The 23677-nt window shown below is 35.2% G+C and carries 28 protein-coding genes; 17 read left to right on the top strand and 11 right to left on the bottom strand.

What is annotated here, in order from left to right:
• Positions 1-8 precede the first annotated feature (8 nt).
• The 7 genes from fabF to ABX784_RS04120 form a co-directional block, all read right to left on the bottom strand.
• A complete protein-coding gene (gene fabF, locus ABX784_RS04090) occupies positions 9-1250 on the bottom strand; it encodes a beta-ketoacyl-ACP synthase II (protein WP_372652904.1) in 1242 nt (413 codons plus the stop codon).
• A gap of 146 nt (positions 1251-1396) precedes the next feature.
• Complete coding sequence (gene acpP, locus ABX784_RS04095) at positions 1397-1621, bottom strand: acyl carrier protein (protein ID WP_372652908.1); 225 nt, start codon at positions 1619-1621, stop codon at positions 1397-1399.
• A 33-nt stretch (positions 1622-1654) separates the two neighbouring features.
• Complete coding sequence (gene fabG, locus ABX784_RS04100) at positions 1655-2416, bottom strand: 3-oxoacyl-ACP reductase FabG (RefSeq protein WP_372652967.1); 762 nt, start codon at positions 2414-2416, stop codon at positions 1655-1657.
• Positions 2416-3369 (bottom strand): ACP S-malonyltransferase, encoded by a 954-nt coding sequence (gene fabD, locus ABX784_RS04105; RefSeq protein WP_372652910.1) that lies wholly within the window; start codon positions 3367-3369, stop codon positions 2416-2418. Before fabD ends, fabG begins: the two co-directional genes overlap by 1 nt.
• A 14-nt stretch (positions 3370-3383) precedes the next feature.
• Positions 3384-4385 carry a beta-ketoacyl-ACP synthase III gene (locus tag ABX784_RS04110; protein ID WP_372652912.1) on the bottom strand — a complete coding sequence of 334 codons (1002 nt, stop codon included), beginning with the start codon at positions 4383-4385 and terminating at the stop codon, positions 3384-3386.
• Between the two features lie 173 nt (positions 4386-4558).
• Positions 4559-4768 (bottom strand): 50S ribosomal protein L32, encoded by a 210-nt coding sequence (gene rpmF, locus ABX784_RS04115; RefSeq protein ID WP_372652914.1) that lies wholly within the window; start codon positions 4766-4768, stop codon positions 4559-4561.
• 107 nt (positions 4769-4875) lie between these two features.
• Positions 4876-5442, bottom strand: coding sequence for a DUF177 domain-containing protein (locus ABX784_RS04120; RefSeq protein WP_372652916.1), 567 nt, complete (start codon positions 5440-5442; stop codon positions 4876-4878).
• A 91-nt stretch (positions 5443-5533) separates the two neighbouring features.
• On the opposite strand from ABX784_RS04120, the gene ABX784_RS04125 reads away from it, so the two are divergent.
• From ABX784_RS04125 to alr, 3 genes are all read left to right on the top strand, one after another.
• Positions 5534-6025, top strand: a complete 492-nt coding sequence (locus ABX784_RS04125; protein ID WP_372652920.1) for a shikimate kinase — start codon at positions 5534-5536, stop codon at positions 6023-6025.
• A 78-nt stretch (positions 6026-6103) separates the two neighbouring features.
• Positions 6104-7564 carry a hypothetical protein gene (locus ABX784_RS04130; RefSeq protein ID WP_372652923.1) on the top strand — a complete coding sequence of 487 codons (1461 nt, stop codon included), beginning with the start codon at positions 6104-6106 and terminating at the stop codon, positions 7562-7564.
• 3 nt (positions 7565-7567) lie between these two features.
• Positions 7568-8695, top strand: a complete 1128-nt coding sequence (alr, locus tag ABX784_RS04135; RefSeq protein WP_372652925.1) for an alanine racemase — start codon at positions 7568-7570, stop codon at positions 8693-8695.
• Positions 8696-8697: 2 nt separating this feature from the next.
• On the opposite strand, the gene ABX784_RS04140 is transcribed toward alr, so the two are convergent.
• Positions 8698-9516, bottom strand: coding sequence for an FHA domain-containing protein (locus ABX784_RS04140; protein WP_372652928.1), 819 nt, complete (start codon positions 9514-9516; stop codon positions 8698-8700).
• 169 nt (positions 9517-9685) lie between these two features.
• Between ABX784_RS04140 and ABX784_RS04145 the strand changes: the two genes are divergently transcribed.
• From ABX784_RS04145 to ABX784_RS04175, 7 genes are all read left to right on the top strand, one after another.
• The gene (locus ABX784_RS04145; RefSeq protein WP_372652930.1) at positions 9686-10480 is read left to right on the top strand and encodes an MlaE family ABC transporter permease; all 795 of its coding nucleotides are present in this window, start codon (positions 9686-9688) and stop codon (positions 10478-10480) included.
• Positions 10481-10482: 2 nt separating this feature from the next.
• Positions 10483-11232 carry an ABC transporter ATP-binding protein gene (locus ABX784_RS04150; protein ID WP_372652932.1) on the top strand — a complete coding sequence of 250 codons (750 nt, stop codon included), beginning with the start codon at positions 10483-10485 and terminating at the stop codon, positions 11230-11232.
• Positions 11233-11244: 12 nt separating this feature from the next.
• On the top strand, positions 11245-12615 hold the full coding sequence (locus tag ABX784_RS04155) for an MlaD family protein (protein WP_372652934.1): 1371 nt from the start codon (positions 11245-11247) through the stop codon (positions 12613-12615).
• Between the two features lie 7 nt (positions 12616-12622).
• The gene (locus ABX784_RS04160) at positions 12623-13666 is read left to right on the top strand and encodes a hypothetical protein (protein ID WP_372652936.1); all 1044 of its coding nucleotides are present in this window, start codon (positions 12623-12625) and stop codon (positions 13664-13666) included.
• A 155-nt stretch (positions 13667-13821) separates the two neighbouring features.
• The gene (locus ABX784_RS04165) at positions 13822-14889 is read left to right on the top strand and encodes a hypothetical protein (protein ID WP_372652938.1); all 1068 of its coding nucleotides are present in this window, start codon (positions 13822-13824) and stop codon (positions 14887-14889) included.
• On the top strand, positions 14886-15473 hold the full coding sequence (locus ABX784_RS04170; protein WP_372652941.1) for an L-threonylcarbamoyladenylate synthase: 588 nt from the start codon (positions 14886-14888) through the stop codon (positions 15471-15473). The genes ABX784_RS04165 and ABX784_RS04170 overlap by 4 nt, the downstream gene beginning before the upstream one ends.
• Complete coding sequence (locus ABX784_RS04175) at positions 15433-16011, top strand: RsmD family RNA methyltransferase (protein ID WP_372652945.1); 579 nt, start codon at positions 15433-15435, stop codon at positions 16009-16011. The genes ABX784_RS04170 and ABX784_RS04175 overlap by 41 nt, the downstream gene beginning before the upstream one ends.
• Here the strand turns inward: ABX784_RS04175 and ABX784_RS04180 are convergent.
• Positions 15976-16512 (bottom strand): DUF721 domain-containing protein, encoded by a 537-nt coding sequence (locus ABX784_RS04180; RefSeq protein WP_372652947.1) that lies wholly within the window; start codon positions 16510-16512, stop codon positions 15976-15978. The genes ABX784_RS04175 and ABX784_RS04180 overlap by 36 nt on opposite strands.
• Positions 16513-16606: 94 nt before the next feature.
• On the opposite strand from ABX784_RS04180, the gene ABX784_RS04185 reads away from it, so the two are divergent.
• Both ABX784_RS04185 and ABX784_RS04190 read left to right on the top strand, forming a co-directional pair.
• On the top strand, positions 16607-17242 hold the full coding sequence (locus tag ABX784_RS04185) for a hypothetical protein (protein WP_372652949.1): 636 nt from the start codon (positions 16607-16609) through the stop codon (positions 17240-17242).
• On the top strand, positions 17232-18188 hold the full coding sequence (locus ABX784_RS04190) for a hypothetical protein (RefSeq protein WP_372652951.1): 957 nt from the start codon (positions 17232-17234) through the stop codon (positions 18186-18188). Before ABX784_RS04185 ends, ABX784_RS04190 begins: the two co-directional genes overlap by 11 nt.
• 92 nt (positions 18189-18280) lie before the next feature.
• On the opposite strand, the gene rpsT is transcribed toward ABX784_RS04190, so the two are convergent.
• Positions 18281-18541, bottom strand: coding sequence for a 30S ribosomal protein S20 (rpsT, locus tag ABX784_RS04195; protein WP_372652953.1), 261 nt, complete (start codon positions 18539-18541; stop codon positions 18281-18283).
• A gap of 246 nt (positions 18542-18787) precedes the next feature.
• Here rpsT and ABX784_RS04200 point away from each other — a divergent pair, with 246 nt between their 5' ends.
• The 5 genes from ABX784_RS04200 to ABX784_RS04220 all read left to right on the top strand — a co-directional run bounded on the left by ABX784_RS04200 (position 18788) and on the right by ABX784_RS04220 (position 23315).
• Entirely contained in the window at positions 18788-19639 is an 852-nt protein-coding gene (locus tag ABX784_RS04200; protein ID WP_372652955.1) for a 3-hydroxybutyryl-CoA dehydrogenase, read from the top strand.
• Positions 19629-20432: an enoyl-CoA hydratase/isomerase family protein gene (locus ABX784_RS04205; RefSeq protein ID WP_372652957.1), complete on the top strand. Its 804-nt coding sequence runs from the start codon at positions 19629-19631 to the stop codon at positions 20430-20432. Before ABX784_RS04200 ends, ABX784_RS04205 begins: the two co-directional genes overlap by 11 nt.
• 21 nt (positions 20433-20453) lie before the next feature.
• Positions 20454-21593 carry an acyl-CoA dehydrogenase gene (locus ABX784_RS04210; RefSeq protein WP_372652959.1) on the top strand — a complete coding sequence of 380 codons (1140 nt, stop codon included), beginning with the start codon at positions 20454-20456 and terminating at the stop codon, positions 21591-21593.
• A gap of 134 nt (positions 21594-21727) precedes the next feature.
• Complete coding sequence (locus ABX784_RS04215; RefSeq protein ID WP_372652961.1) at positions 21728-22720, top strand: hypothetical protein; 993 nt, start codon at positions 21728-21730, stop codon at positions 22718-22720.
• 118 nt (positions 22721-22838) lie between these two features.
• The gene (locus ABX784_RS04220; RefSeq protein ID WP_372652963.1) at positions 22839-23315 is read left to right on the top strand and encodes a GNAT family N-acetyltransferase; all 477 of its coding nucleotides are present in this window, start codon (positions 22839-22841) and stop codon (positions 23313-23315) included.
• A 1-nt stretch (position 23316) separates the two neighbouring features.
• Here ABX784_RS04220 and ABX784_RS04225 read toward each other — a convergent pair.
• Positions 23317-23677, bottom strand: a 361-nt coding sequence (locus ABX784_RS04225; protein ID WP_372652966.1) for a hypothetical protein, incomplete at its 5' end; no start/stop codon positions are given.

Consider the following 23677-nt stretch of genomic DNA (forward strand, 5'->3'; position numbering starts at 1 on the left):
AATCCTTTTTATTCAGTATATCTTTTTAAAAGTAGTGATGAATTTGTTCCACCAAAACCAAAAGAGTTGTTAAGTGCATAATCTACTTGTACCTCTTTTGCCTTATTTGCAACATAATCTAAATCACATTCTGGGTCTTGATTGTCCAAGTTGATCGTTGGAGGAAGAATTCCTTTGTAGAGTGCCATAGCACAGAAAATACTTTCTACACCACCAGCGGCTCCCAAAAGATGACCAATCATAGACTTAGTTGAAGATACATACATATTCTTTGCATGATCTCCGAAAGTTTTCTTAATGGCCTTAGTCTCTCCTAAATCACCTAGAGGTGTTGAAGTTCCATGGGCATTTACGTAGCCTACGTCAGCTGGATTAACTCCGGCAGACTCTACACACATTTTCATACATCTATAAGCACCGTCACCGTCTGGGTGTGGGGCCGTAATATGATGAGCATCACTTGAAGTTCCATGTCCTACAACTTCAGCATAGATTTTAGCTCCACGAGCTTTAGCTGATTCATAGTTTTCAAGAACTAAAACACCAGCTCCTTCTCCAATAACAAATCCATTTCTATCTACATCAAATGGACGAGAAGCTTTCTCTGGCTCTTCAATACTTTTTGAAAGTGCCTTCATTGAAATGAATCCACCCATTGGTAAGTTTGAAAGAACTGACTCCGCTCCCCCAGTAATCATTACATCTTGTCTTCCGGCCATAATCTCAAAAGCTGCGGCTGAAATAGCGTGAGCTGCTGATGCACATGCAGAAGCTATTGTGTAGTTCACACCTTGAAGGTTGAGCTTAATACTTAAAAGACCAGTGGCCATATTTGGAATAATTCCTGGGATAAAGAATGGTGAAATTCTTCTAGGACCTTTTTCCATAAACGTTTCATAAGATCTTTCAATCTCTGGGAAACCACCCATTCCTACACCTAGGATTGAGCCAATTTTTTCTGGGTTATATGTATGACCTTCAAGACCTGCATCTTTCCAAGCTTCGTATCCTGAGTGGAGTGCGAAGTGGATGAATTTGTCGTATCTTGAAGCTTCTTTTGGTTCTAAAATTTCGGGTGAGATTTCAAAGTTTTTTACTTCTCCACCAATTTGAACAGCTAGCTTTTCAATCGGTGTATTTTCAATCTTTGAAATACCAGGTTTTCCATCAACGATATTTCCCCAAACCTCATCTAGTGAGTGTCCCAATCCGCAGATGGCACCCATACCTGTAATAACAACTCTATTCACTTGTGATTCTCCTGTTCCTAGAAGGTAAAAGTATAAAATACTCTTAATGGTTTCTAGTTTTGAATTTCAACACATAAAATATAGTGCAAAAAAAAAGGGAAGCCTATAGTTGCTTCCCTTTTTTTTATCTAACTTTAATTAAATTCTTATTGTTTCTTTTCTAGGTAAGTAACAACGTCAGATACAGACTTAAGACCTTCTGCGTCTTCTTCTGGAATCTCTACTCCAAACTCATCTTCCATTTTCATCATTAGTTCAACGATGTCTAAAGAATCAAGGTTAAGATCGTCAACGAAGCTAGTACCTTTGTTTATTTTAGCAATATCAATCTTAGTTGCATCACTTACAAGTTTAATTACTTTTTCTTCCATTATTTACTCCTTATATGTGTTTGAATACTTTACTTAAATATATAATCCACCGTCAATCTTAATAACTTCACCAGTAATATATGAAGAAGCTCTACTTAGTAGAAAATTCACTAAGTTAGCCACTTCTTTAACGTCACCAAGACGGTTTAGCGGGATCGAAGAAAGATACGCTTCTTTTACCTTTTCATCAAGTGCTTCAGTCATATCCGTTTCAATAAATCCTGGACATATTGCGTTACATCTAACATTTCTAGATGCTAGCTCTTTAGCATAACTCTTAGTGAAACCTAACATTCCTGCTTTAGAGGCTGAATAGGCAATTTGAGAAGGATTTCCCATCAATCCAACAACTGAACTGATATTTACTACTGATACGTTCTCAGCTCTTAGGAAGGCCCTTGAGAGTGCAGAAGTAACGAGTATAGATCCTTTTAGGTTTGTATCAATAGTTTGAGAGATATCCTCTTCTTTAAGTCTTAAAACAATTTGGTCTTTAGAGATTCCAGCGTTGTTTACTAGGCCTGTAATAGCACCGTGTTCTTTGTTGAAAGCGTCTAGTGAAGTCTTGATTTGCTCACTATTTGTTACATCAAACATTACTGCTGTAGCGTTAGTTGCTCCAGCTGCTATAAGTTCTTTTTCCATTTCTTTTGCAATTTCTTCTTTTCCTTCACGGAAGTTGAAAACTACATGCGCTCCCTGAGCTGCAAGGTTCATAGCGATCGCTCTACCAATTCCTCTTGTTGCACCAGTTACTAATACTTTTTTATCTTTTAAGTCTTCAAATTTAGCCATCATGATAGAAGCTCCCTAAGATCATCAAATGCCCCTTCTTTATCTAAAGAGATGACTTTGATGTTTCTATTTATTTTTCTTGCTAGTCCCATAAGAACTTTACCTGGTCCACATTCAATACAAATAGTGTCGTCTGGAAGTTCTTGCATACTTTGAGTCCATAGAACTGAACCATCAACTTGCTTTATTAAGTTTTCTTTAATTGTTTTGGCATCTGTTCCCGCTGGATATTCCTTTGCATCAATATTTGCAATATAAGGAAGTGAGCTGTCTTTAAAAGGGATGCTGGCAAAAGCATTATTTAAGTTATTTGCAGCAGGCTTCATTAAAGAAGAGTGAAACGGAGCAGACACTTTAAGCTCTACTGCTCTGTAGGGCTCAGTCCAATTATCTGCAAGCCATTGTACAGCTCTGTCACAGGCTTCGGCCTCTCCAGAAATTACAATCTGTGATGGCTCATTAAAGTTTGCTGGCATAACTTCAGATCCTTCCTGACTAACGGCCTTACAGGCATCGACAATAGTCTCTTGAGGAACTTTCATTATAGCAAACATCTTTCCTTTGCCTTCAGGTACTGCATCTTGCATAAACTTACCACGAAGGTGGACAGCATTTAGTGCATTTTCGTAAGAAATCGCACCTGCTGCAACAAGAGCAGCGTACTCGCCAACAGAGTGACCTAGTACACGATCAATTTTTACATTTTTTTCTTCTAGTATTTCTTTTGCTTTTTCAAAAAGAGCAATCGAGTGACTTAGAATCGCTGGTTGAGTGAACTTTGTAAGTTTGAGTTCATCTTCTGGTCCTTCAAACATCATTTGAGAAAGATCAAAACCAAGTGCTTGGTTAGCCTTTTCAAAAAGAGTGAATGCATTGTGACCCTCGAGAGATTTTCCCATCCCTACATACTGAGCACCTTGACCAGGAAATAATAGAGTAACTGATTTTGTCATTTCTAATCCTTAGTTTAGTAACGTAGTAGAGTGGCCCCTGTCGTTAGTCCTGCACCAAAAGCGTCAAATAATACGATATCACCTCTTTTAATTCTTCCATCTTTGATGGCCTCGTGAAATGCCATTGGCACTGTTGCGGCAGAAGTATTTGCGTATTTATCTATATTGACGATAACTTTTTCAGGATCAATACCTAGAAGCTTTCCTGTTGTTTCTATAATTCTAATATTTGCTTGATGTGGAACTAACCAGTCTACATCTTCTAACTTTAAGTTTGCTTTTTCTAGAACAGTCTTAGCATTTTGAGCAAGAGTTCTTGTCGCAACTTTAAACATCTCTCTACCTTTCATTTGCATGAAGTGAGTTTTGTTTTCGAGATCTTCTGAAGTTATTGGGTAAACGGCTCCACCAATCGGTTGGTCGAAAAATTCTTTCCCTGTTCCATCAGCACCTAGGTGAGTAGCTAGGATATCAGACTCTTCTCCGTCTTCAGATCTACCTACTATAGCAACACCACATCCATCACCAAAGAGGATACAACTTGCTCTGTCTTCCCAATTTACTTCTCGACTTAACATCTCTGAACCAACAACAAGAATGTTTTTCATCATTCCAGTTTTGATCATCGCTTGTGCCATATTTGTTCCGTATACAAAACCAGAGCAAGCAGCGGCAATATCAAGTGCTGCACAGTGATTAGTGATACCAAGCTTTTGTTGAAGTATTACGGCAGTATTTGGAAGTTTATAATCTGGAGTAACAGAACCAAAAAGAATCATATCAATATCGTTTGGTTCTAAGTTAGCTTCTTTAAGAGCTTGAAGACTTGCATGGTAGGCCATGTCGCTTGGAAATTCTCCACCTTCAGTATTTGAAATTCTTCTTTGACGAATTCCTGTTCTTTCAAAAATCCATTGATCATTTGTCTCGACAATTTTTGATAGGTCATCATTAGTTAAAACTTTCTCAGGAACAAACATTCCTGTTCCTTTAATTTTTACTTTATATTCTGTCATTTTTCCTTCCTATTTTTATAAGGTAGTAAAATAACAAACTTGGTTTGGATATGAAAAGAGTTTATTCTCTAGGGCGCTAGATAAGAGGGGAGATTAGTAGAACGTAAAAAAGCAGAAAAATTAGTTACCTAATAATTCTGCTTTTATTAAAACTTTAATTTTGAGAGGAAGAATTACTCTTCTGTAGTTTCTTCTCTGTCAGCTTTTGTTTCGAAGATCTTTTGACCTTTCCAGTAACCAGATGGAGAAATACATCCCTTCTTAGTTAACTCACCAGTTGTGTTATCAACTACAACATTGTTGTTTGCATATAATTTATGGTGTTGCCCAGCTCTTCTTAAACCTTTTTTTGAAACACTGGTTTTCTTCTTTGGTACTGCCATTTTCTACTCCAGATATATAACTTTAACTTAATTATTTTTAATAATAAGGGTGAATATTTACGCTATATTAACCCATTTATCAAGCTTTTTCACTAACTCTACAGGACTTATTGGGCCCCGTGTCCACAATCTTCGTGATTCAGGTCACTTCCGCATGTTCCACATAGACCTTTACAGTCCTCACTATGTAGAGTGTACGGGTTTAATGTCAAAAAGATATGCTCGTGGATAACTTTTTTTATGTGACACTTACCTCTATCATGGAAATATACTTCTAATTCAGAATTATCTGCCCAAACACTAAGATTCTCATCAAACTCTTCGTTCTTTTCAAACTTATCTGTAATGAAAACTGCTTCAAATTCACCAGAGGTAGTCTCTGCTGCAGGCGCTAGGCATTTGATGCATGGAGTAAGAAAGTTTCCATTAAAGTCTCCACGAACAATTAAACCTTCCCCATAAGTAGGAATGCCTTTTCTCTTAATTTTTAAATTAACAGTCATTGCCCTGTTTTCAGGATTTTTTTCGTGATCTTCTAAATTCTCTTCTAACTCTGCAAGTAGGTCACTGACCCATTCACACGATTTGTCGAGATGGTACTCTCTTTCTTCATCTAGAAATGACTCTACTCTAATAAACTCATCTAGATTATCTTTTACGTCTCTTTGCAACATGATAGCCTCATAATATAAAATATGTAGCGCTTGTAGCTTATAAGAAGCTAAAAGTACATTGTGTATATCATTTTTTCAGACGTAGGTTTATGTGATTATAGCTGTTTGTGGGTTCATGGGAGCAGGGAAAAGTTCATTTTTAAGGATGTACCCTGAGGTAAATTCAATCGATTTAGATACTTTTATGAGTGAAAAACTAGATTGTAAACTAGGTGATTTTATTCGTGATAATGGATGGGATAAATTTAGAGATTATGAAAGTGAATCACTAGAGCTGTCCCTTCAATCTCTTGGTAAAGAGGGGCTACTTTCTCTTGGTGGAGGAAGTCTCGATAGGGAAGCGAATAGGGATTTTCTTCATAAATATGGAGCTAAAATCCTTCATCTCTCTGTTGATTTTGATGAGGCGATGGCGAGAATTGAGGGGGATGAAAATAGGCCGCAATTAGATAAGAGCAGGGAAGAGCTCTTAGAACTATATAAAACTAGAGAAGATCTATTCAAAAAGGTCTCTGATTTCTCTCTTCCTTCTCAGGCTGATGTATGGCCAACAAATTGGACTGTATTTAAAACATTTTTTTAATGATGCAGTGTCTTTGATATTAGACGTATTGTGTAAAGAAAGTCATAATATCGTAGTATTCGCCAATGGGAGAGAATTATGAATTCCGGTAGTTTAACAGTAGCTCTATTATTAGAAGATATATCTTTAGCAAAAGAGTTCTCAGATATTTTTCGTGAGCTTGGAGTTGTTCCTCATTTCTATGAAGACCTTAACTCTTTTTGGAATGGCACACTTGAAATTCTACCTACTTTATCTCTTATAGATGTAAAGAAAATGCACGAGGGAGATTTACTTCTTAAGAATCATCCATTTGTAGTTAATGAACAAATGCCTATGGCCTTTTATTTTACTACAGGATCTGCACCTCTTCTTCACTCAACTTTTGATTTCTTGAACCTAGGAACAATTCTTCAAGGTGCGAATTATAAGGGGCAGATGAAGTCTATTTTAAAAAGGCTTAATAAAATTCTTTCTTACGAACATAAACTTAGTAATCTTGAATTAGAAAAAGGAAAACTTTCTAATCAGGTAAGAGGGCTTATTGAAGTTTCTCAAGTTTATAAAGAAGATAATTACTTTGAAAAATATCTCAAAAATATTTTTCATAAGTTTGATACAAATAAGAAGACATCATTTGATTTTTTCTCTGTATGTGAAACCGTTTTTTCCGAATTACAAGATATTATTGAGTTCTCATACGTAGAACTTTCTTCAAACGGCCAAAGGCTTGTCTCTCCAGAAGGGCAGTCTATGAAGTACGTTTCAATACCTTCTCTTTTTCTTGGAAAAACTTGTAAGCAAGGAATTGCTGAGTTTGCTCAAAATATGAGTTCTCAAGTCGCTGTAGAGTTACTCGGTGGTGAGGTTATGTCTCTCAACATTACTGGTGTTGAAGCGAATCCAGATATTATTCTTTACCTAAGGCTATCTGATTTTGAACTTGCAGAGAAAGTAGATTGGACTTCTCTTGAAAGTCATTTAAACGGTGTTTATGCTTATTTCAAAGAGAGTGGAAAAGCGACTATAAAAAGGGAAGCAAGGTTTATCACTCCTTGGGAAGCATTTTCTTTATTTGATAAGCAAGTAAAAATGGCCTCAATGGGAGATATAAAAAACCAATATGCTCTTATTGATATTGATTTATCTGAGCTTATTCAAACTGTAAGAATTGGTGATTGTGGAGAGTTTTCTTGGAAAGAATTCTTTCAAGATTTTGTCACTAGAGTAACTTCATCTTTTAGCTATGAATTAAAATTTATGTCAATGGGAGTTGCTAACTTAGGTGTTGTTTGTGATCACGAACATGTAGATCAAGTTATGACGCACTTGAAGAATGTTAGTGTTAGATTCTCTTACTGGCGATATTTTGAGCAATCAGACGCTTTGTTATCAAAGAATTTAAAGCCAGATATAAAAATGATTCCGGCTTCAGCCGAAGCATACTTATTGCATGTTGAAGATGTGAAGTTTTCAGCAATAGATGAATTAGAATCTATTGCAATCAAAAAGAAGACTAAAGATATCGTTTGGGGAAAAGCCCCTGAGAGGACTCTATAGAATATGAGATTTCGCTCAAGGCAAGTAATAAGTTTAAAAGCACTAGAAGAAAATTATAAAAAACTTCGTTCAATTTGTGTGAATAATAAAGTGATCTTTATGGTAAAGGCAAATGCTTATGGCCATGGAGTTGTGCAAGTTGTTCGCCACAGTGTTGAAAAATTAGGTATTACTGAATTTGGTTGTGCAAGTCTTGGAGAAGCTCTTCAGCTTAGAGAAGAGTTATACGATTTAGAGTTTGAAATTTACGTTTTTTCTGATGTTCAAGTAGAGCTTAGAGAGTGCTCTGAGATTTATTTGAATAGAAGGATTATCCCAGTCATTTCAAATCGAGAAGATTTAGATTTTATCTTAGCAAATAGAGACTTTGAAAACTTTCCGCTTTTTATAAAGTTCAACACAGGAATGAATAGGCTTGGCCTTGATATGGAGAGTGTCGATGATGTAATTAAAAGCATTAAGTTGACTGGAAGAAAGTCGATTTATCATTTAATGACTCACTTATCATCTTCTTCGATGCCAGTTTCTAAAAATAAAAGAAACTTATTACAATTTGAAAATTTTGAAAAAATCAAGAATACATTTAAATCATCTGGGATAGAGTATGAATATAGTTCTATATCTAACTCTGGAGCTATTGAACAAGGTGCAGGTTTAGAAGAAACACATGTACGACCAGGTTTAATAATGTATGGGCCTAGCTCTCTTCTTCCTCAGTATTCACACTTAAGTAGATGGAAAGGTGAGATCATTTCTAAACTTGAGACTTATGTAATTTCCTTCTTCGATGTAACGAAAGGACAACCTATCGGATATGGGGCCACTCCTTGTCCATCAAATGGAAAGGTTGCAATTATAGCTTTAGGTTACGGTGATGGTTTCACTACTAGATACATTGGAACACATCTCTATCATGGAGAGGTGAGAGGACAAGTTGTAGGTCGAGTGAATATGGATATGGCACAAGTATTCTTTCCTGAAGACGAGTTACCTGACTTGAAAGTGGGGGATACATTTACTGTATGGGATCATTCAGTAGACAAGTTCTCTGAATTTTGTAGAGAAGCAAAGATTATTCCTTATGAAGTATTTATCGGACTGACTCAGCGAGTACCTAAAAGGTATTCTTAGGACTACGGTTTCTCTTTAAGCTTCTCATCAATTAGAGAAAGAGCGTGTATCTCCGTTTTGTAGAGCTTAGATAACTCTTCATGTTCTTTTTCTAATGAATCACCAGCTAGCTCTGCTACTTTTGACTTAAGCGTATCTTTTTGGCTTACTAGCTCGTCATACTCAGTTTTAAGCTTTTTTATGGATAAGATTTCATCTTTCTTCTGTGTAAAAAAATTAATTCTTTCAGTGAAGTATTCTATTTTTTCTTCAATCTCTTCATTGCTATAATTTTTTACATTAGACATTTTCTCTTCAAGAGTATCTAGAGAACTTACAACTTCATTAAGATCTCTACTTAGTTCATCTACTTTACCTTTTTTTGAAGTTACTTTCTTGAGACGCTTTTCTATCTTAATAACTTCTGAGCGTTTCTTAGAAGCAGCTTCATGCCAATATTGTCTGTGTTGTTCATAGTCGACATCAGAGTCAAAAGTTTCATGAATTTTAACCTTCTCAAGAACTAGTGACTTGTAGCTTAGATCCTGATTGGGTAGGTCGTTACTAAGATAGTATTGGCCAGAGCCAATTTTTAGTTTGTCTTTGTTGTTAATTTTCATTCGTGTTTTTGAGTTCATCTCAACATTATTTACTTGAACTGGATTTGATGCATTTAAGTCTTCTATAAAAATGGCCCTATCTCTGATATGAAATCTACAGTGCTTACCAGAGACTAAGTCGTCTTTAATAACTACTGTACAAACATCTTTTCGACCAATGGTCATTTTATCAGCAAGTTTAATGTAATCAGAAGTCTCGATGTTAATGAGATAATAATTCACACTTGTGTCCTTATATAAGCTTGTTTATGCCTACTAAACGGTACTTTACTAAATAAATTTAAATAATTATGGATTTAAATTCGCATACTAGTGATAGATCGTTTACAATTTTGTATATTGTATAAAATTAATAGTATATATAGCCGATGATTCTACTCGGGGACTAGGTTTGGTAACTGCGCAATTTAAAAAATTCATAGAAGCTGTAGGTTCAGCGACAATTGAAAATATCCAAGGTCTTGGTAATATTTGTCAGTTTATTTTTAAGTTTTTCTATTGGGTCCTTAAGCCTCCATTTAGATTCAAGTTATTTGCAGAACAGTTTTACTTTATTGGAAATAAATCACTTTTTATTATTATTCTCGCTGGTAGTTTTACAGGGATGGTAATGGCCTATCAGACTTACTTTGGATTTAAATTAATAAATGTAGATTCATTAGTAGGTTCAGTTGTTGCTATTTCTCTTGCAAAGGAACTTGCTCCTGTTCTTAGTGGATTGATTGTTGCTGGTAGAGCTGGAGCAGCTATGGCCGCACAGATCGGAACTATGAAAGTAACGGAACAAGTGGATGCTCTCGAAGTAATGGGTATAGATAGTTATCAATATCTTGCAGTTCCTCGTATCATAGCTTCAACAATTGCTTTACCTATGTTGAGTATTGTTTTTTTATTTGTTGGAAACGTTGGATCGTTTATCGTTGGAACCGTTGCTCTTTTAATTGATGAAACAATGTATTTATCAAAATTGGGTGAGTTTATGTTCATTGGAGATCTTGTTCAAGGAATTATAAAGGCAACTGTATTTGGATTTCTAATTGCTGTTATTGGAACTTACTTTGGCTTTAATGTGACAAAGGGTGCTGAAGGAGTAGGAAAGGGGACAAACCTAGCCGTTGTTTGGGGAATGATATCTGTCCTTGTTTTAGATTACTTTTTAACTAGTTTCTTAATTCAGGTGCTTTAATTATGAAGTTTGATAATCCTGCCATTGAAATAAATAACCTAACTAAGCAATTTGGAAAGCATACTGTTTTAAATAATCTAAGCTTTTCTATTCCAAAAAATAAAATAACAACAATTCTAGGTTTTTCGGGAGCTGGAAAGTCAACTCTTCTAAAACATATCTTAGGGTTGCATCAACCTACAAGCGGAACAGTGTCTGTTCTTGGAAATGATTTAAAAAGTCTTGATCCTATGAAGTTAAGAGAATTTAGACAGAACTTTGGGATGTTATTTCAGTATGCAGCTTTGTTTGACTCTATGACGGCTGTGGAAAATGTAGCTTTTCCAATGAAAGAGTTTACTGACTTTTCTTATGAAGAAAGAATTAAGAAGGCACAGGATCTTCTGATATCTGTAGGAATTAAAGAAGTCTCTTTTGGTGGACTTCCTTCGGAGCTATCTGGAGGAATGAGAAAAAGAGTAGGTCTTGCAAGAGGTCTCGCTTTAAACCCACATATCATGCTGTATGATGAGCCAACGACAGGACTAGATCCAATTACAACTAAAATGGTCAACGACTTAATTGTTGATACGGCCTCAAAAAATAGTGACCGAGGTATGACGTCGATTATTATTTCTCACGATGTAAAAGCTACCCTCAGAATTTCAGATTTTGTGGCATTTTTAGATCGTGGTAATATTGTTGAATACTTACCTGTAGAAGAATTTAAAAAATCAACAAATCCTCTTGTGCAGGAGTTTATTAATTTATGAGAAGTTTAAACTATGAATGAATTTAAAATAGGTCTTATGGCCATTGCAACTATGGCAATGGTTGCTTTCATGTCTCTAAAGATTACATCTAACCAGTCTGGGTTTGGCGACTATGTGACTTATAGAACTATCGTAACTGATGCTTCTGGTATTTTTCCAAAAACACCTATTAAAGTTGCTGGTATTAATGCTGGTAAAATTAAGAAGATCGAACTTCAGGGAAATCAGGCATTAATTACATTTGAAGTATTAGAGAATGTAGTGATTGTAAAAGATTCAAAGCTGCAAGTTAAAACGGTTGGTTTCCTTGGAGATAAGTATATCCAAATCATTATGGGGGAATCTCAAGAAAAGCTAAGTGAGAATTCATTTATTATTTCTGATGAAGGTGCTGGAGTAGAGAAGCTGGTTAAAGATGCTAGTGATGTTCTAAATGATGTAAAAGTCATGATGAAAACTCTTAGAGAATCAATCTCTCCAGAGGGAGAAGTATCTCCGGTGAAAAGAATTCTTAATGATTTTACTAAGGTTGCTGAGAATGCACGTATTGCAACGGAGTCTTTAAAAAATGTTGTTGCTGGTAATGAAGAAAGAATGAACAACTTAATTGCTAACTTTGAAAGATTTTCTGAGCAAATTGCCTATCACACAGATGATCAAGAACAAGATAGTGCGATGAGAGATCTTAGAAAGATTTTAGCAAATGCTGATGCTATGACTGCTGATATGAAGCAGCTTGTAGCGGATATAAAAGTAGGAAAAGGAACGCTAGGTAAGATTCTAGTAGAAGAAGAAATTGCAGATGAAGTGAAGCAAACACTATCTAGCGTAAATAAAATTGTAGGTAGAGTAAGTGATATTAGAACTGAGCTTATTGGATACATGGGAGCGGGGACTGAAGAGGGAAGTGTAACAAGCGGTTCTCTTAGAGTTTTTCCTTCTCCTGAAAGATTCTATATTCTTGGTTTGAGCTCTTCTGACTATGGCCCAGAGACAGAACAGGAAACTACTAGAGTTGTTAATGGTGTAACAACTATAGAAAATGAAAAAATTATTAAGAAAGATGTTTTTCGTTTTGATGTTCAAATTGGTAGAAAGCTACATGATCTGTACGTAAGAGGTGGAATTATTGAGTCTACTGGTGGTGCAGGTATTGATTATGATCTATTCAATGGAGCGACTAGAGTATCTTTTGATGTCTTTGATTATAGGACTGGAATTGGTCCAAATTTAAGACTGTCTACTGAAGTACAATTATGGAATGTATTTTACGGTAAAGTGTCCGGATTGGACCTTGCTACAAATGATAGATCGGCCCTATTTAGCCTTGGCTTGAGGTTTAATGACGAAGATATAAAAGGTCTACTCGGTTTTTTCTTATAGGTAAGAAATGGAAAAGTGTTGGTTAATAAGAACTAGAAATAAGCAAATTTTAGGTCCAGTTACAAAGCAAAAGATTATCGAATTTATTGATAAAGGATCTCTTGCACCAGAAGATGAAGTAACTAGTGGAAATGGATATTGGATTTCTATTAAAGAAAATAACCTTATTGAAAAATATGTAAAGGGTGATATACCTCAGGGGTTCAATCCAATTTCAGAAGCTCCAAATATTTTAACTGTTAAGCAAGAAATTACTAAAGAAAATACAGGATCATTAAATCCAAATACAATGCCTAAGTCGGAAGATGAAGAGCTTCCTTCAATTAAAATTGAATTTGATAAAGAAGATGCCATACCTGTAGATGATGACTTAGATTACCCTGATATGTCTTCCCCTTCTCCAACTGAAGGTCCTGTTACTCCATGTAATGATGACTTAGAATACCCTGATATGGGAATTGTCGAAGAATCTCCTGTTGCTGTCTCTACTCCAGCTCCTGTAACTCCTACTCCAGTAAAATTGAATGTTCATGTAGCAGAGCAAGAAGCCTGCAATAATGAAGAGGGGAAACTTCCTGAGAGTGATGATTTAGAATATCCAGATATGGATGAACTAATAAGTTCCCCAGCTGTGGAAGAGTTTGACCCAGATGCAACTGATCCAAATTTTGACCTTAGCTCCGCTGATATAACTCAAGATGATATTGTTTTTTCAGAACCTCCTCAGGTTCTAGAAGAGGAAACTCCAGACTTACCTGAAAGTATAAAAAAAAAAGTAAGGCCTAGTGTAGAAAGAGCTTCGACTCCTCCGATTAAAAAGAAAAAGAAGGTGAAGAAGAAGGCAAAACCTCAAAGAAACGACCGGTACTTATTTTATATTTTAATATTACTTATAGGTTTAATTGCTTCTGGTGCTTATTACTATTTTACAAATATTATTAACAGTGATGTTGTAAACTTCAATAACCCATTTATCCATAGTGTTCATGCTCAAACTCCATATAGCGGAGATGTAAAAAAAAAAACTTTTTTGAAATTACTCCACTCGTAAATAATTTATTTAATATTGCATATAGAGCGAGTGGTGATGGGCTCGCAGTTCTCGTTTCAAATGTCTCTGATATTGAAAATTGTAAATATAGAAATGAATTCTATCTTCAATATGTAATAGTCTTATCTAAGTCTGATTTTTTGTTAAATGAGCAAATGAAGGGTTTTTTTAAAAAGTGTAATCCTCAGTTTTCAGAGAGAACATTAGATATTCTTCACTATCCTTATAAAAAAGGTAATGATTTAAAAGATATCTTAAGCTTTCTAAAGTCGAGAGGCTTTTCAAATCTTGAGCTTCAAAAGATTACAGACATTTGGAATTTTAAATATCCTAAGCAGAATAAATTAGAGAGCTATATCAAATTAATAGAATCAATTAAGAGCAATAAGTCTAAGTTGAAGAAGTTTGCTCTATATAATGACTTGATCGCTCTGGCAGAAAACTCAGATTCTCTATTTTTGAAAAGTCTTTTAAAGAGTGTTGGGTATGGGCAAATAGGTAATATAGGTTTATTGGCCAAGAATATTAAAAAACTTCTTTCCATTAATGAAATAGTATATCTGGCAGACCTAAAGCAGTACTTTGTTTCCGAAGAAAATAAAGATAAATACTTCCAGCTAATTAATGACTTATTTCACTTACTGCGTGAAACAATTACTGATGAAAAAGTTAATAAAATTTTAGACTCAAATTTTAAATTTTTAGATATAAAAGGTGAGAAAATTGAATTTGAGTATGAAGAAAAAACTTGGTCTCTTAATGATTTGAGACAGAATATGAATACTTCTCTATATGGAACTTCGTTTCCTTCGTTCTGGATGAAGTCTGCAATTAATAGAATTTCAGATAAAGAAAGAAGAGAGTTTGTCACTAAGTTAGAGAAGAATAGAATCTTGAATGAAGTCAATATTTTAGATTACTGGATATTTAAAGAGAACCTTTCCCCCAATGACAGAGTAAGAGATCATGTTGTGAAGTCGATTGATAACTCTTATGGTAAGAGTATCGGCTCAGACTATGTTATTTTAGAGTTATTAGAGGATGGAGTATTTAAAAAGAATCTAAGTAGTAGGAATAAGGACTTAAAAAAGCCGATATTTACACTTAAGAGAAATCTTTTTCACAGAGCTCTTGAAAATGGGAGAGAAACCTCGTATCCAGTATTAAAACTTATAGAGATGGGAGAAGAGAATCCTGATTTTATCTGGTGGTTAATGTTATGAAATCAAAATTATATGTTTATCCTACTGATACTGTGTGGGGGATTGGTGGAGATATTTTCTCTGAAGACTGTTATAGAAAGATTGCAAAAATAAAAGGGCATGACTCTAAAAAACCTCTCAGCATTGTATTTAAAGATTTTAAAATGATCACTTCCTTGATCAACCTTCCTAATGAATTTAATGAGAAATGGCTTAATGACTTTTTTGCATTAGAGTCAACAATTGGGGTACCAAAGTCATGGGCAAAGATCGAATTACCAAGTTGGATCTGCCAGGAAAGTGATTTTATATCAATTCGATGTCAAAATAGTGGAGAGTTATCTCCTATTTTTGATGAGGTTAATGGACCAATCACATCAACTAGCTTAAATATCACAGGACAAGATCCAATCGTAAACTTCTTAGATGCTAAGGAGTTTTTCACCACGAATATGAAAGAAGAGTATTTTTGTGATAATGCGAAAACTGTTTGCTCAGGAAGATCTTCTACTATTGTTCTTTATGATATAACCGAAATTAAAGTTGTTCGCGAAGGAAAATATATTGAAGAAATCAAAGAACATCTTAAATTACTCTCAGCCTAACTTCTATAAGTTCTCTCGCGATAGCATTGAATTAGCTGATCTGGCCGTAAAGTATGAAAAGGAAAATCTCTCTTTACAAGTGTTAGAATTATTTGCTGGAAGTGGAGTAATAGGAGTAGAGTTTGAAAACAAGCATCAATCTGTTGAGCATATCACTTTTATTGAACTCCAAGAGGAGTTTGAACCATACCTAAAAGAAAATACTAAAAACTTAAATTGTGACTTTAAGATATTTTTCCAAGACTTTCGATCTCTCGATACTAAGAAAAAGTATGATGTTATTTTATTAAATCCTCCATATTTTGACTCTAAGAAGTCGAGAATTGGAAGTGATGATAATCGTAACCTTTGTAGGTTTATATTAAATTTTGAGCTTAAAGATATTTTTAAACAACTAGAAAGTTGCTTATCAAAAAGTGGATCGGCCTATATATGTCACTGTGACAATCTAGAAGAGTTAGATACTAGAGTTTCTAGAGTAGGAGAGTACCAAGGAGTTGGACTATTTCGATTTCGTTTGAATGTAAATAGAGCTTAGGATTTCTTTAACTTCACTATCTTCAATTTCTGATAAGAGATCTTCAGCTTCTTGCTTTAGTTGCTTGTAGACTGGTGAGAATTTATGAAAGATTACTTTCTCTTTTTCTACATCTTGCCTGTCTTTTTTTAAAATCTTATTTGATAAAGTGACCTGGGTGTTAAAGTGCTCTGAGTTGTAATTAAAATAAATTCTATTAATCTTTCCTTTTAGTGAAGGAAATTTCTTAATAATCTTATTTTTTATTTCTTCTTCAAGAAAGCCTAGCTGCTGTGAAAATGCAGAGTGATTCGTTAGTACAGTAAGGTTGCCATTGTGATTCTTTAAAGGAATTGTAAATTTACCTAGCTTTTCTCCAACGATTGTTGGCCAGCACTCAATAAGTGAAAAAAAGTCAAAAGTGTCTTGTCCAAAGTACTTTGCCTTTGACGCTCTAACGCTACCTGATGCATTTGTTTCAAGTAGACTTTTTAAACTAGTAAATTGACTCTTTTTCTTCACATCGTCACATTCTACCAAATGTGTAGAATTGGCAACCGTGTTCATAGGTGGTAGATTAATTTAACAGTAAATATAAACGGTAGATTAAATATTTATGAAGATTATCTCAATCCTAGCATTTCTTTTCTTGGCTTCTTGTGCAGGGTATCAGTTTCGTTATCAAAATAATCCGTTTGCCTCTTATGGTGTAAAGTCAGTAGCAATCCCAAACTTTTTAAATAAGTCATTAATATCAAATGCAAGTACTCCAATGACTGAAAATATCAGTTCAGTACTTTCTCAAAATACAACATTGAAAATTCATAGTGGTAACTCTGAGAGCGCCGATGCTACTTTAATTGGAATAGTCACTTCAAGTGATAGGAGAAATGACTTTTATCAAACGACAGGGACTACACTTATTGATAGTACTGCTGGTCGTAGGGCCTTTTATTCTCCTAATCAGACTTCTTTTAGTTTAACTTTAACTATTATTCTAATTAAAAAGCCTACCAAGGTTGATCTAAGTCTTTTGAATAAAGATTTTCTACCTTTTATAGATAAACACCCTAAGGTTGTTTTTTCTAAATCAATATCTCTTAGTTCTAGCTATTCACGCTACTTAAGTACAGCGAGTGGGTCTGACTCAACAAACTCAACTCAAAATAGAGAGATTTTAAATAAGGCGGTTGAGGCCCTGGCAGTGTCTGCTGGTAATACGTTTAGAGAGGAAGTTTTAAATGCCTTCTAGTAAATGGTTTCCATGGGACTTTCTTAAGGCGAATCAAGAGACAGTAAATCCTGCTCGACCAGGTATCTATTTCTTTCAATTTTGTGATGAATTTATATCTCATATCTTATTAGAGCTAATGCCAAAGAAGCTTGTAGATAGTGGTAACTTTTTTAAAGTTAATGCTGCTGAGATAACTCCTGACTGGATAGAGGAGAAGTTTAAAACAATCTCCCTATTTGGCAATAATGAAAGCTACCTTGTTATAGAGTCTCAGAATCTTCCTCTTAAGACGAAGAAGTGGCTAGAGGAGAACCCTCTTTCTATAGCAGACCAATTTCTTATCTTTTCATTTTCTAAGCCTTCTAAAAATTTTGATCAACTCTCTAAAAAAGTTGACGCAGAGTTTATTCGCATAGATGCACCTAGGTTTTGGGAAGGACTTCAGCACTTAGAGTTTATCTGTAATTATTTTAAATTAACTCTACCTATGAATGTAAAAAACTACTTACTAGCTTCTGTTGAAAACTCTAGCTATGAGTTCTTTCAAGCGGCTAATCTTATAAGCCTTTACTTCCCTGGTGGTACAGATACAAAATTAGAGTATGTGCAAAAGCTTATTCGTCCAAGTAAGTTAGATCATTTTCAATTAGCAAACCTATTTGGAACAAAAAAGAGATCTCACTTCTTTGGAATGATAAGCTCCAAAGATATAGAGTTTGAACAACTAAGGTCTCTTTTTACATTTATGCAGGGGCATCTATTTAAAATGCTTGATACGAGCTACTGCGAAGGAAAGAGTAGGCTGAGTAAATATGATAGGGAAATCCAGTCGCATGCAAAGGCATGGACAGCAGATGAACTTCAGAGAGAGTCAAGAATCTTTGGCGAACTCGAAGTAGAAGCTAAATCAAAAAGCCCATTATTAAAAAATAGACTAAGGCTTGAGTACTTATCTTCTTTCTAGAACTAATAAACCTTTAAATATTTAATAATTAATGAAAACTAAAAAAGGAACCTTAAAAGGCTCCTTCTTATGTCTCTATAATATATTAAATATTAAAGATTATTAATTTGAGATGCAAGTCTAGAAGTCTTTCTAGCAGCAGCGTTATCTTTGATAACTCCGTGCTTAGCAAGTCTTGCTAGTAGCTTCTGAGTCTTAACTAGAAGCGTAGATGCTGTTTCTTTATCCTTAGCTTCGATAGCTGCACGGATAGCTTTTACAACATTTTTTGTCGCTGATTTTCTCTCAACGTTTCTTGCTGTTCTTACGATTGTTTGTCTTGCTCTTTTTTTCGCAGATTTGTGGTTTGCCACAAGTCACTCCTACGTTAACTATATTACTTAATGCACATCATTAAATTTCTGTCTCGAATATACTTTTTAGATCATCTGGAGTTCTATGGCAAGCTAAAATTGGCCTTATTTAAAATAGTTGAAAGAAATATCATGAATTACAGTGACTTAAATAGATTATCAAAGGGTTATGAATTTGTGAAATCGTGGTAAAGGGCGTATGATCGCTTGGATTTTTCATCACTTATTTACCACAAAGGATTCTATATGACGGAAATAAAAACTATTGGTGTCGTTGGCGCTGGTCAAATGGGAAGAGGGATTGCTCAAGTTGCAGCAATGACTAACTTCAATGTACTTGTATTTGATATCTCTGAAGAAGGGTTAAAGTTTGGGATGGACTTTATTACTAAACAATTAAATAGAGGTGTTGAAAAAGGTAAGTGGGACGAGTCTTTCGTATCTGAAACTCAATCTAGATTAACTGGTGTAACAGATATAAACGCTCTTAAAGATTGCGACCTATTGATTGAGGCAGCAACTGAAAATAAGAAAATAAAATTTGAAATCTTCAAGCAATTAGATGAGGTTGCTAAGGATGGAGCAATATTAGCTACGAATACTTCATCTATTTCAATTACTGAAATAGCTGCTGTAACTAAAAGACCTGAGGCTGTTGCAGGGATGCACTTTATGAACCCTGTTCCAGTGATGAAGCTAGTTGAAACAATTACTGGTCTAGAAACTAATAAAGACACTATTGATACTGTTGAGGCCGTTGCTGAAAAGATGGGAAAAACTGTAGTACGTGCAGATGATGTTGCTGGATTTGCAGTAAATAGAATACTAATGCCAATGATCAACGAAGCCTTTTATACATTATTTGAAGGTGTGGCAGATGCAAAAGGTATAGACAATGCAATGAAGCTTGGTTGTAACCAACCAATGGGTCCGTTTGAGCTGGCTGACTTTATAGGACTAGATACTTGTCTTGCAATTATGGAAGTTCTTCACGAAGGATTAGGAGATACTAAGTATAGACCATGCCCACTTCTTAAGAAGTATGTAACAGCTGGAAGATTTGGTAGAAAAGTTGGGAAGGGTGTTTATGAATACTAATTACGAAACACTTCTATTTGAAGTTGAAAATGATATAGCAACTGTAACAGTTAACAGACCTAAGGCACTTAATGCTTTAAGTGAACAAGTTCACACTGAATTAAATTCTCTTTTAAGAGAATTTAAGGAAGCGAATAAAGACTTTTCTGTCGCTAAGGGGATGATCCTTACTGGCGCAGAAGATAAGGCCTTCATTGCTGGAGCTGATATTAAGGGAATGACTACTATGACGGCAGATGAAGCGGAAGCTTTTGCTAGATTGGGTCAAGATAACACTCTTCTTTTTGAGTCATTAAATATTCCAGTGATTGCATGTGTTAACGGATATGCACTTGGTGGTGGATGTGAAATGGCCATGAGTTGTGACTTTATCTTTGCTACGAAAACTGCAGTTTTTGGTCAGCCTGAAGTTAAGCTTGGGTTGATCCCAGGATTTGGTGGAACACAAAGATTATCAAAACTTGTTGGAAGAAATAGAGCAAAAGAAATTACATACTCTGGGCGTAACGTGGCCGTTGATGAAGCCAAAGAAATTGGCCTAGTGGTTTCTATATTTGAATCAAAAGAAGAGATGCTAGCAGGCGCAGTAACTTATCTTTCTAAAATGATGAGAAATTCACCTCTTGCAGTTTATGAAGCAAAGAGAGTAATGAATGAAGGTAATGACCTCGTTGTTAGTGAAGGTCTAAACGTTGAGGCTAAGGCCTTTGGTGCCATCTTTAATTCTGAAGATATGAAAGAGGGAACTGCGGCATTCGTAGAAAAAAGAAAACCAGTATTTACAGGTAAATAGATAATAAATAGGGGAATATATATGATGTTAAGTGATTATCAAGAAATTAGAGATATGGTTTCAAAGTTTGCCGATACTGAGGTTGCACCACTTGCGGCAAGTATTGATAAGAATGAAAAAATACCAGAATCAATTGTTAAGCAATTAGGTGAGAATGGATTTTTAGGCTCTTATGTTCCTGAAGAATATGGTGGAGCAGGTATGGATTACACTGCTTACTCAATAATTGTAGAAGAGATCTCTAGAGCTTGTGCTTCTACAGGTGTTCTAGTTTCTGCTCACACGTCTTTATGTGTTTATCCAATCCTTAACTTTGGAAACGAAGAGCAGAAAAAGAAGTATCTTCCAAAACTTGCTACTGGTGAGCACATTGGTTGTTTTTGTTTAAGTGAGCCAAACGCAGGTACAGATGCTGGTTCATTAACGACTTTCGCTGAAGATAAAGGTGATTACTACGAAATTACTGGGACAAAGAACTTCATTACTAACGGTAAAGAGGCCAATATCGCAGTAGTTTTTGCTAAGACAACTAAGACTGATAACTACAAAGGTATCTCGGCGTTCATCGTTGAAACTGATACTGAAGGTTATGAAGTGATGAAGTGTGAAGATAAGCTTGGTATTAAAGGTTCTTCTACAGCTCAGATTTCATTTGATAAAGTAAGAGTTCCAAAAGAGAACCTACTTGGAACAATTGAGAAAGGCTTTGGAATCGCAATGAATACACTTGATGGTGGAAGAATTGGGATCGCATCTCAGGCGCTAGGGATATCTCAAGCAGCTTTTGATTATGCTAAGAAATACTCTAATGAAAGAGTTCAGTTTGGAAAACCTCTTCATGCACTTCAAGCAATTCAGTTTATGCTTGCCGATATGAGTACAAAAATTGCTGCTTCGCGACTTCTCATTTGGGAAGCATCAAGAAGAAAAGATAATAATGAGCCATATTCTCTACAGTCTGCTCAGGCCAAGCTTTTTGCTGCTGAGGCTGCAATGTGGATCACGACTAAAGCTATCCAGGTTTGCGGTGGTAACGGCTATACGAAAGAATATCCAGTTGAGAGGTTCTTTAGAGATGCTAAGATTACAGAGATCTATGAAGGTACTAGTGAGATTCAAAGAGTTGTTATTGCAGCTAACGAGCTTAAAGATCTTAAGTAAATCTTGCTGAATATTATCAATAATGATACGAATAAAGCTTATAGTATTATAAAAATGAAGCCCTGTGTAAAACGGGGCTAATCTTTTTATATGGGAAGTCTACTTTGTTAAAAAAGATCTTGGAGAATATTGGAATGGCTAAGAAGAAAACAGCTAAGAAAGTTGCTAAAAAAACTGCGAAGAAAGTAGCAAAGAAGACTGCTAAGAAAACAGCAAAGAAGGCAGCTCCTAAAACAGCAAAAAAGACAGCTAAAAAAGTTGCTAAAAAGACAGCAAAGAAAGTTGCTAAAAAAGCGGCCAAGAAAGTTGCTAAGAAAACGGCAAAGAAAGCTGCTAAAAAAGTTGCTAAGAAAACTGCTAAAAAAGTGGCAAAGAAAACTGCTAAAAAAGTAGCGAAGAAAGTTGCTAAGAAAACAGCGAAGAAAGCAGAGAAGAAGACTGCAAAGAAAGCAGAGAAAAAAGTAGCAAAGAAAGTTGCTAAGAAAGTAGAGAAAAAAGTTGCTAAGAAAGTAGCGAAGAAAGCTACAGAAAAAGTAGATAAGAAAACGACAAAAGCTTCTGCTAAGAAAGAGAAAGTAGAGGAAGAAGTTGTTGTTAAGGCCGCTGAAGTTGTTGTTGAAGCAAAAACTAAGAAGTCTAAGAAGTCGTCAAAGTCTGACCTTATACAGGCGAGAGATACACTGACTGAAGAAATTGTTTCTTTAGCTGATGATTTCTCTTTAAATGAAATTTTTGATGCGATTCAATCATTAAGTTTCTTCACTGAAGATACTGATGAGTGTCTTGAGAAGAATTGTGATAACCCTGTGACTACTCTTGGTTACTGTCGTTTTCACTATATCAAGAACTGGAATGAAATTAAGAGAAGAAACTCTATTTTAGAAGAGGGGAAGCTTCAAGAATTTATTGAAGAACTAGTTAACAAGTACCCACTTAAGCACTTAGAGTCTATTCTTGAAGACCTTACTGATGAGAAGTCATTCTTTGCAGTACTTAAGGATCTTGGAATTGATGCAGATGAAGTCGATTTTGATTTAAATGATGATGGTGAAGATGCTGAAGATCAAGATATTGCTTTTGAGCAAACAAAAGGCACAGCTTCTAAGAACTATCTAAACGAAGAATAATTAATTAAGTTAAGCCTCAGGTTCTCTGAGGCTTTTTTTTCTAAAAAATAATTTCTATTAAAAATAAAAAAGAATTTCGTGTTACCATTAACTTAAATTGAATTAAATAGGAGTAACTGTGATTTTATTAAAAGAAATGACAAGTGATCAATTTAAGCAATATGGAGAATTTTCTTACCAGAATTTCCTAAGAGAGATGTCTCTAGCGACCTCTAAGAAAATTGAAGAAGTCAAAGTTGATTTAATTGAAAACGATGAAAAGAACCCGGTAACAACAAATGCAAAAAAAGACCTTTGGAGAGTTGTTGAGTTTGAAGGCAAAGATATCGGTTATATCTGGGTACAAGTAGACTATGACGCCCATACGGCCTTTGGGTTTGATATTTTCTTAAGTCCTGAGTATAGGGGAAAGGGACTTGGAAGGTTAGTAATGCGCCAAGGTAGAGAGCTTTTAAAAGAAAAAGAAATCAAGAAAGTTGAGATTTGTGTCTTTCATGCTAATGGTGTGGCGAGAGGTCTTTACGAAAGTCTTGGTTTTACTGAAGATAGCTTTAATGAAGAGACGCAACAGTATCGTCTCTTCATGAATATATAAATTATTGATTGAGAAGGTTGTCCGCCATTACGTGGAGGGCAATATTCTCTCTTGATATTTTGTAGAAGAATTTGTGACCTTTAAACTCTGCTTCAAGCCACTCTGCTTGGTAGTCGTTCCAATCTTTAGTTGCAAAGTAAGTATCAAAAAATGCACCAATAGAGTCAACTAAGTCATTAAGTAACTTTTCTGGTTTAGTACTCGCTTCTAAGTCTACTGAGATAAAGTAGCTTACTGAAGATACACTTTCGTCAGCAGGGTTAACAAGTGTTGCAATTAGTAGGAATTCATTAGGGTATGTCGATCCATAAACCTCAAATATCTTCTCTTCTGCTTTACAGTTTTTTTGATAGACCTCATTA

The organism is Halobacteriovorax sp. (genome assembly GCF_041587335.1).
Lineage (GTDB): Bacteria > Bdellovibrionota > Bacteriovoracia > Bacteriovoracales > Bacteriovoracaceae > Halobacteriovorax.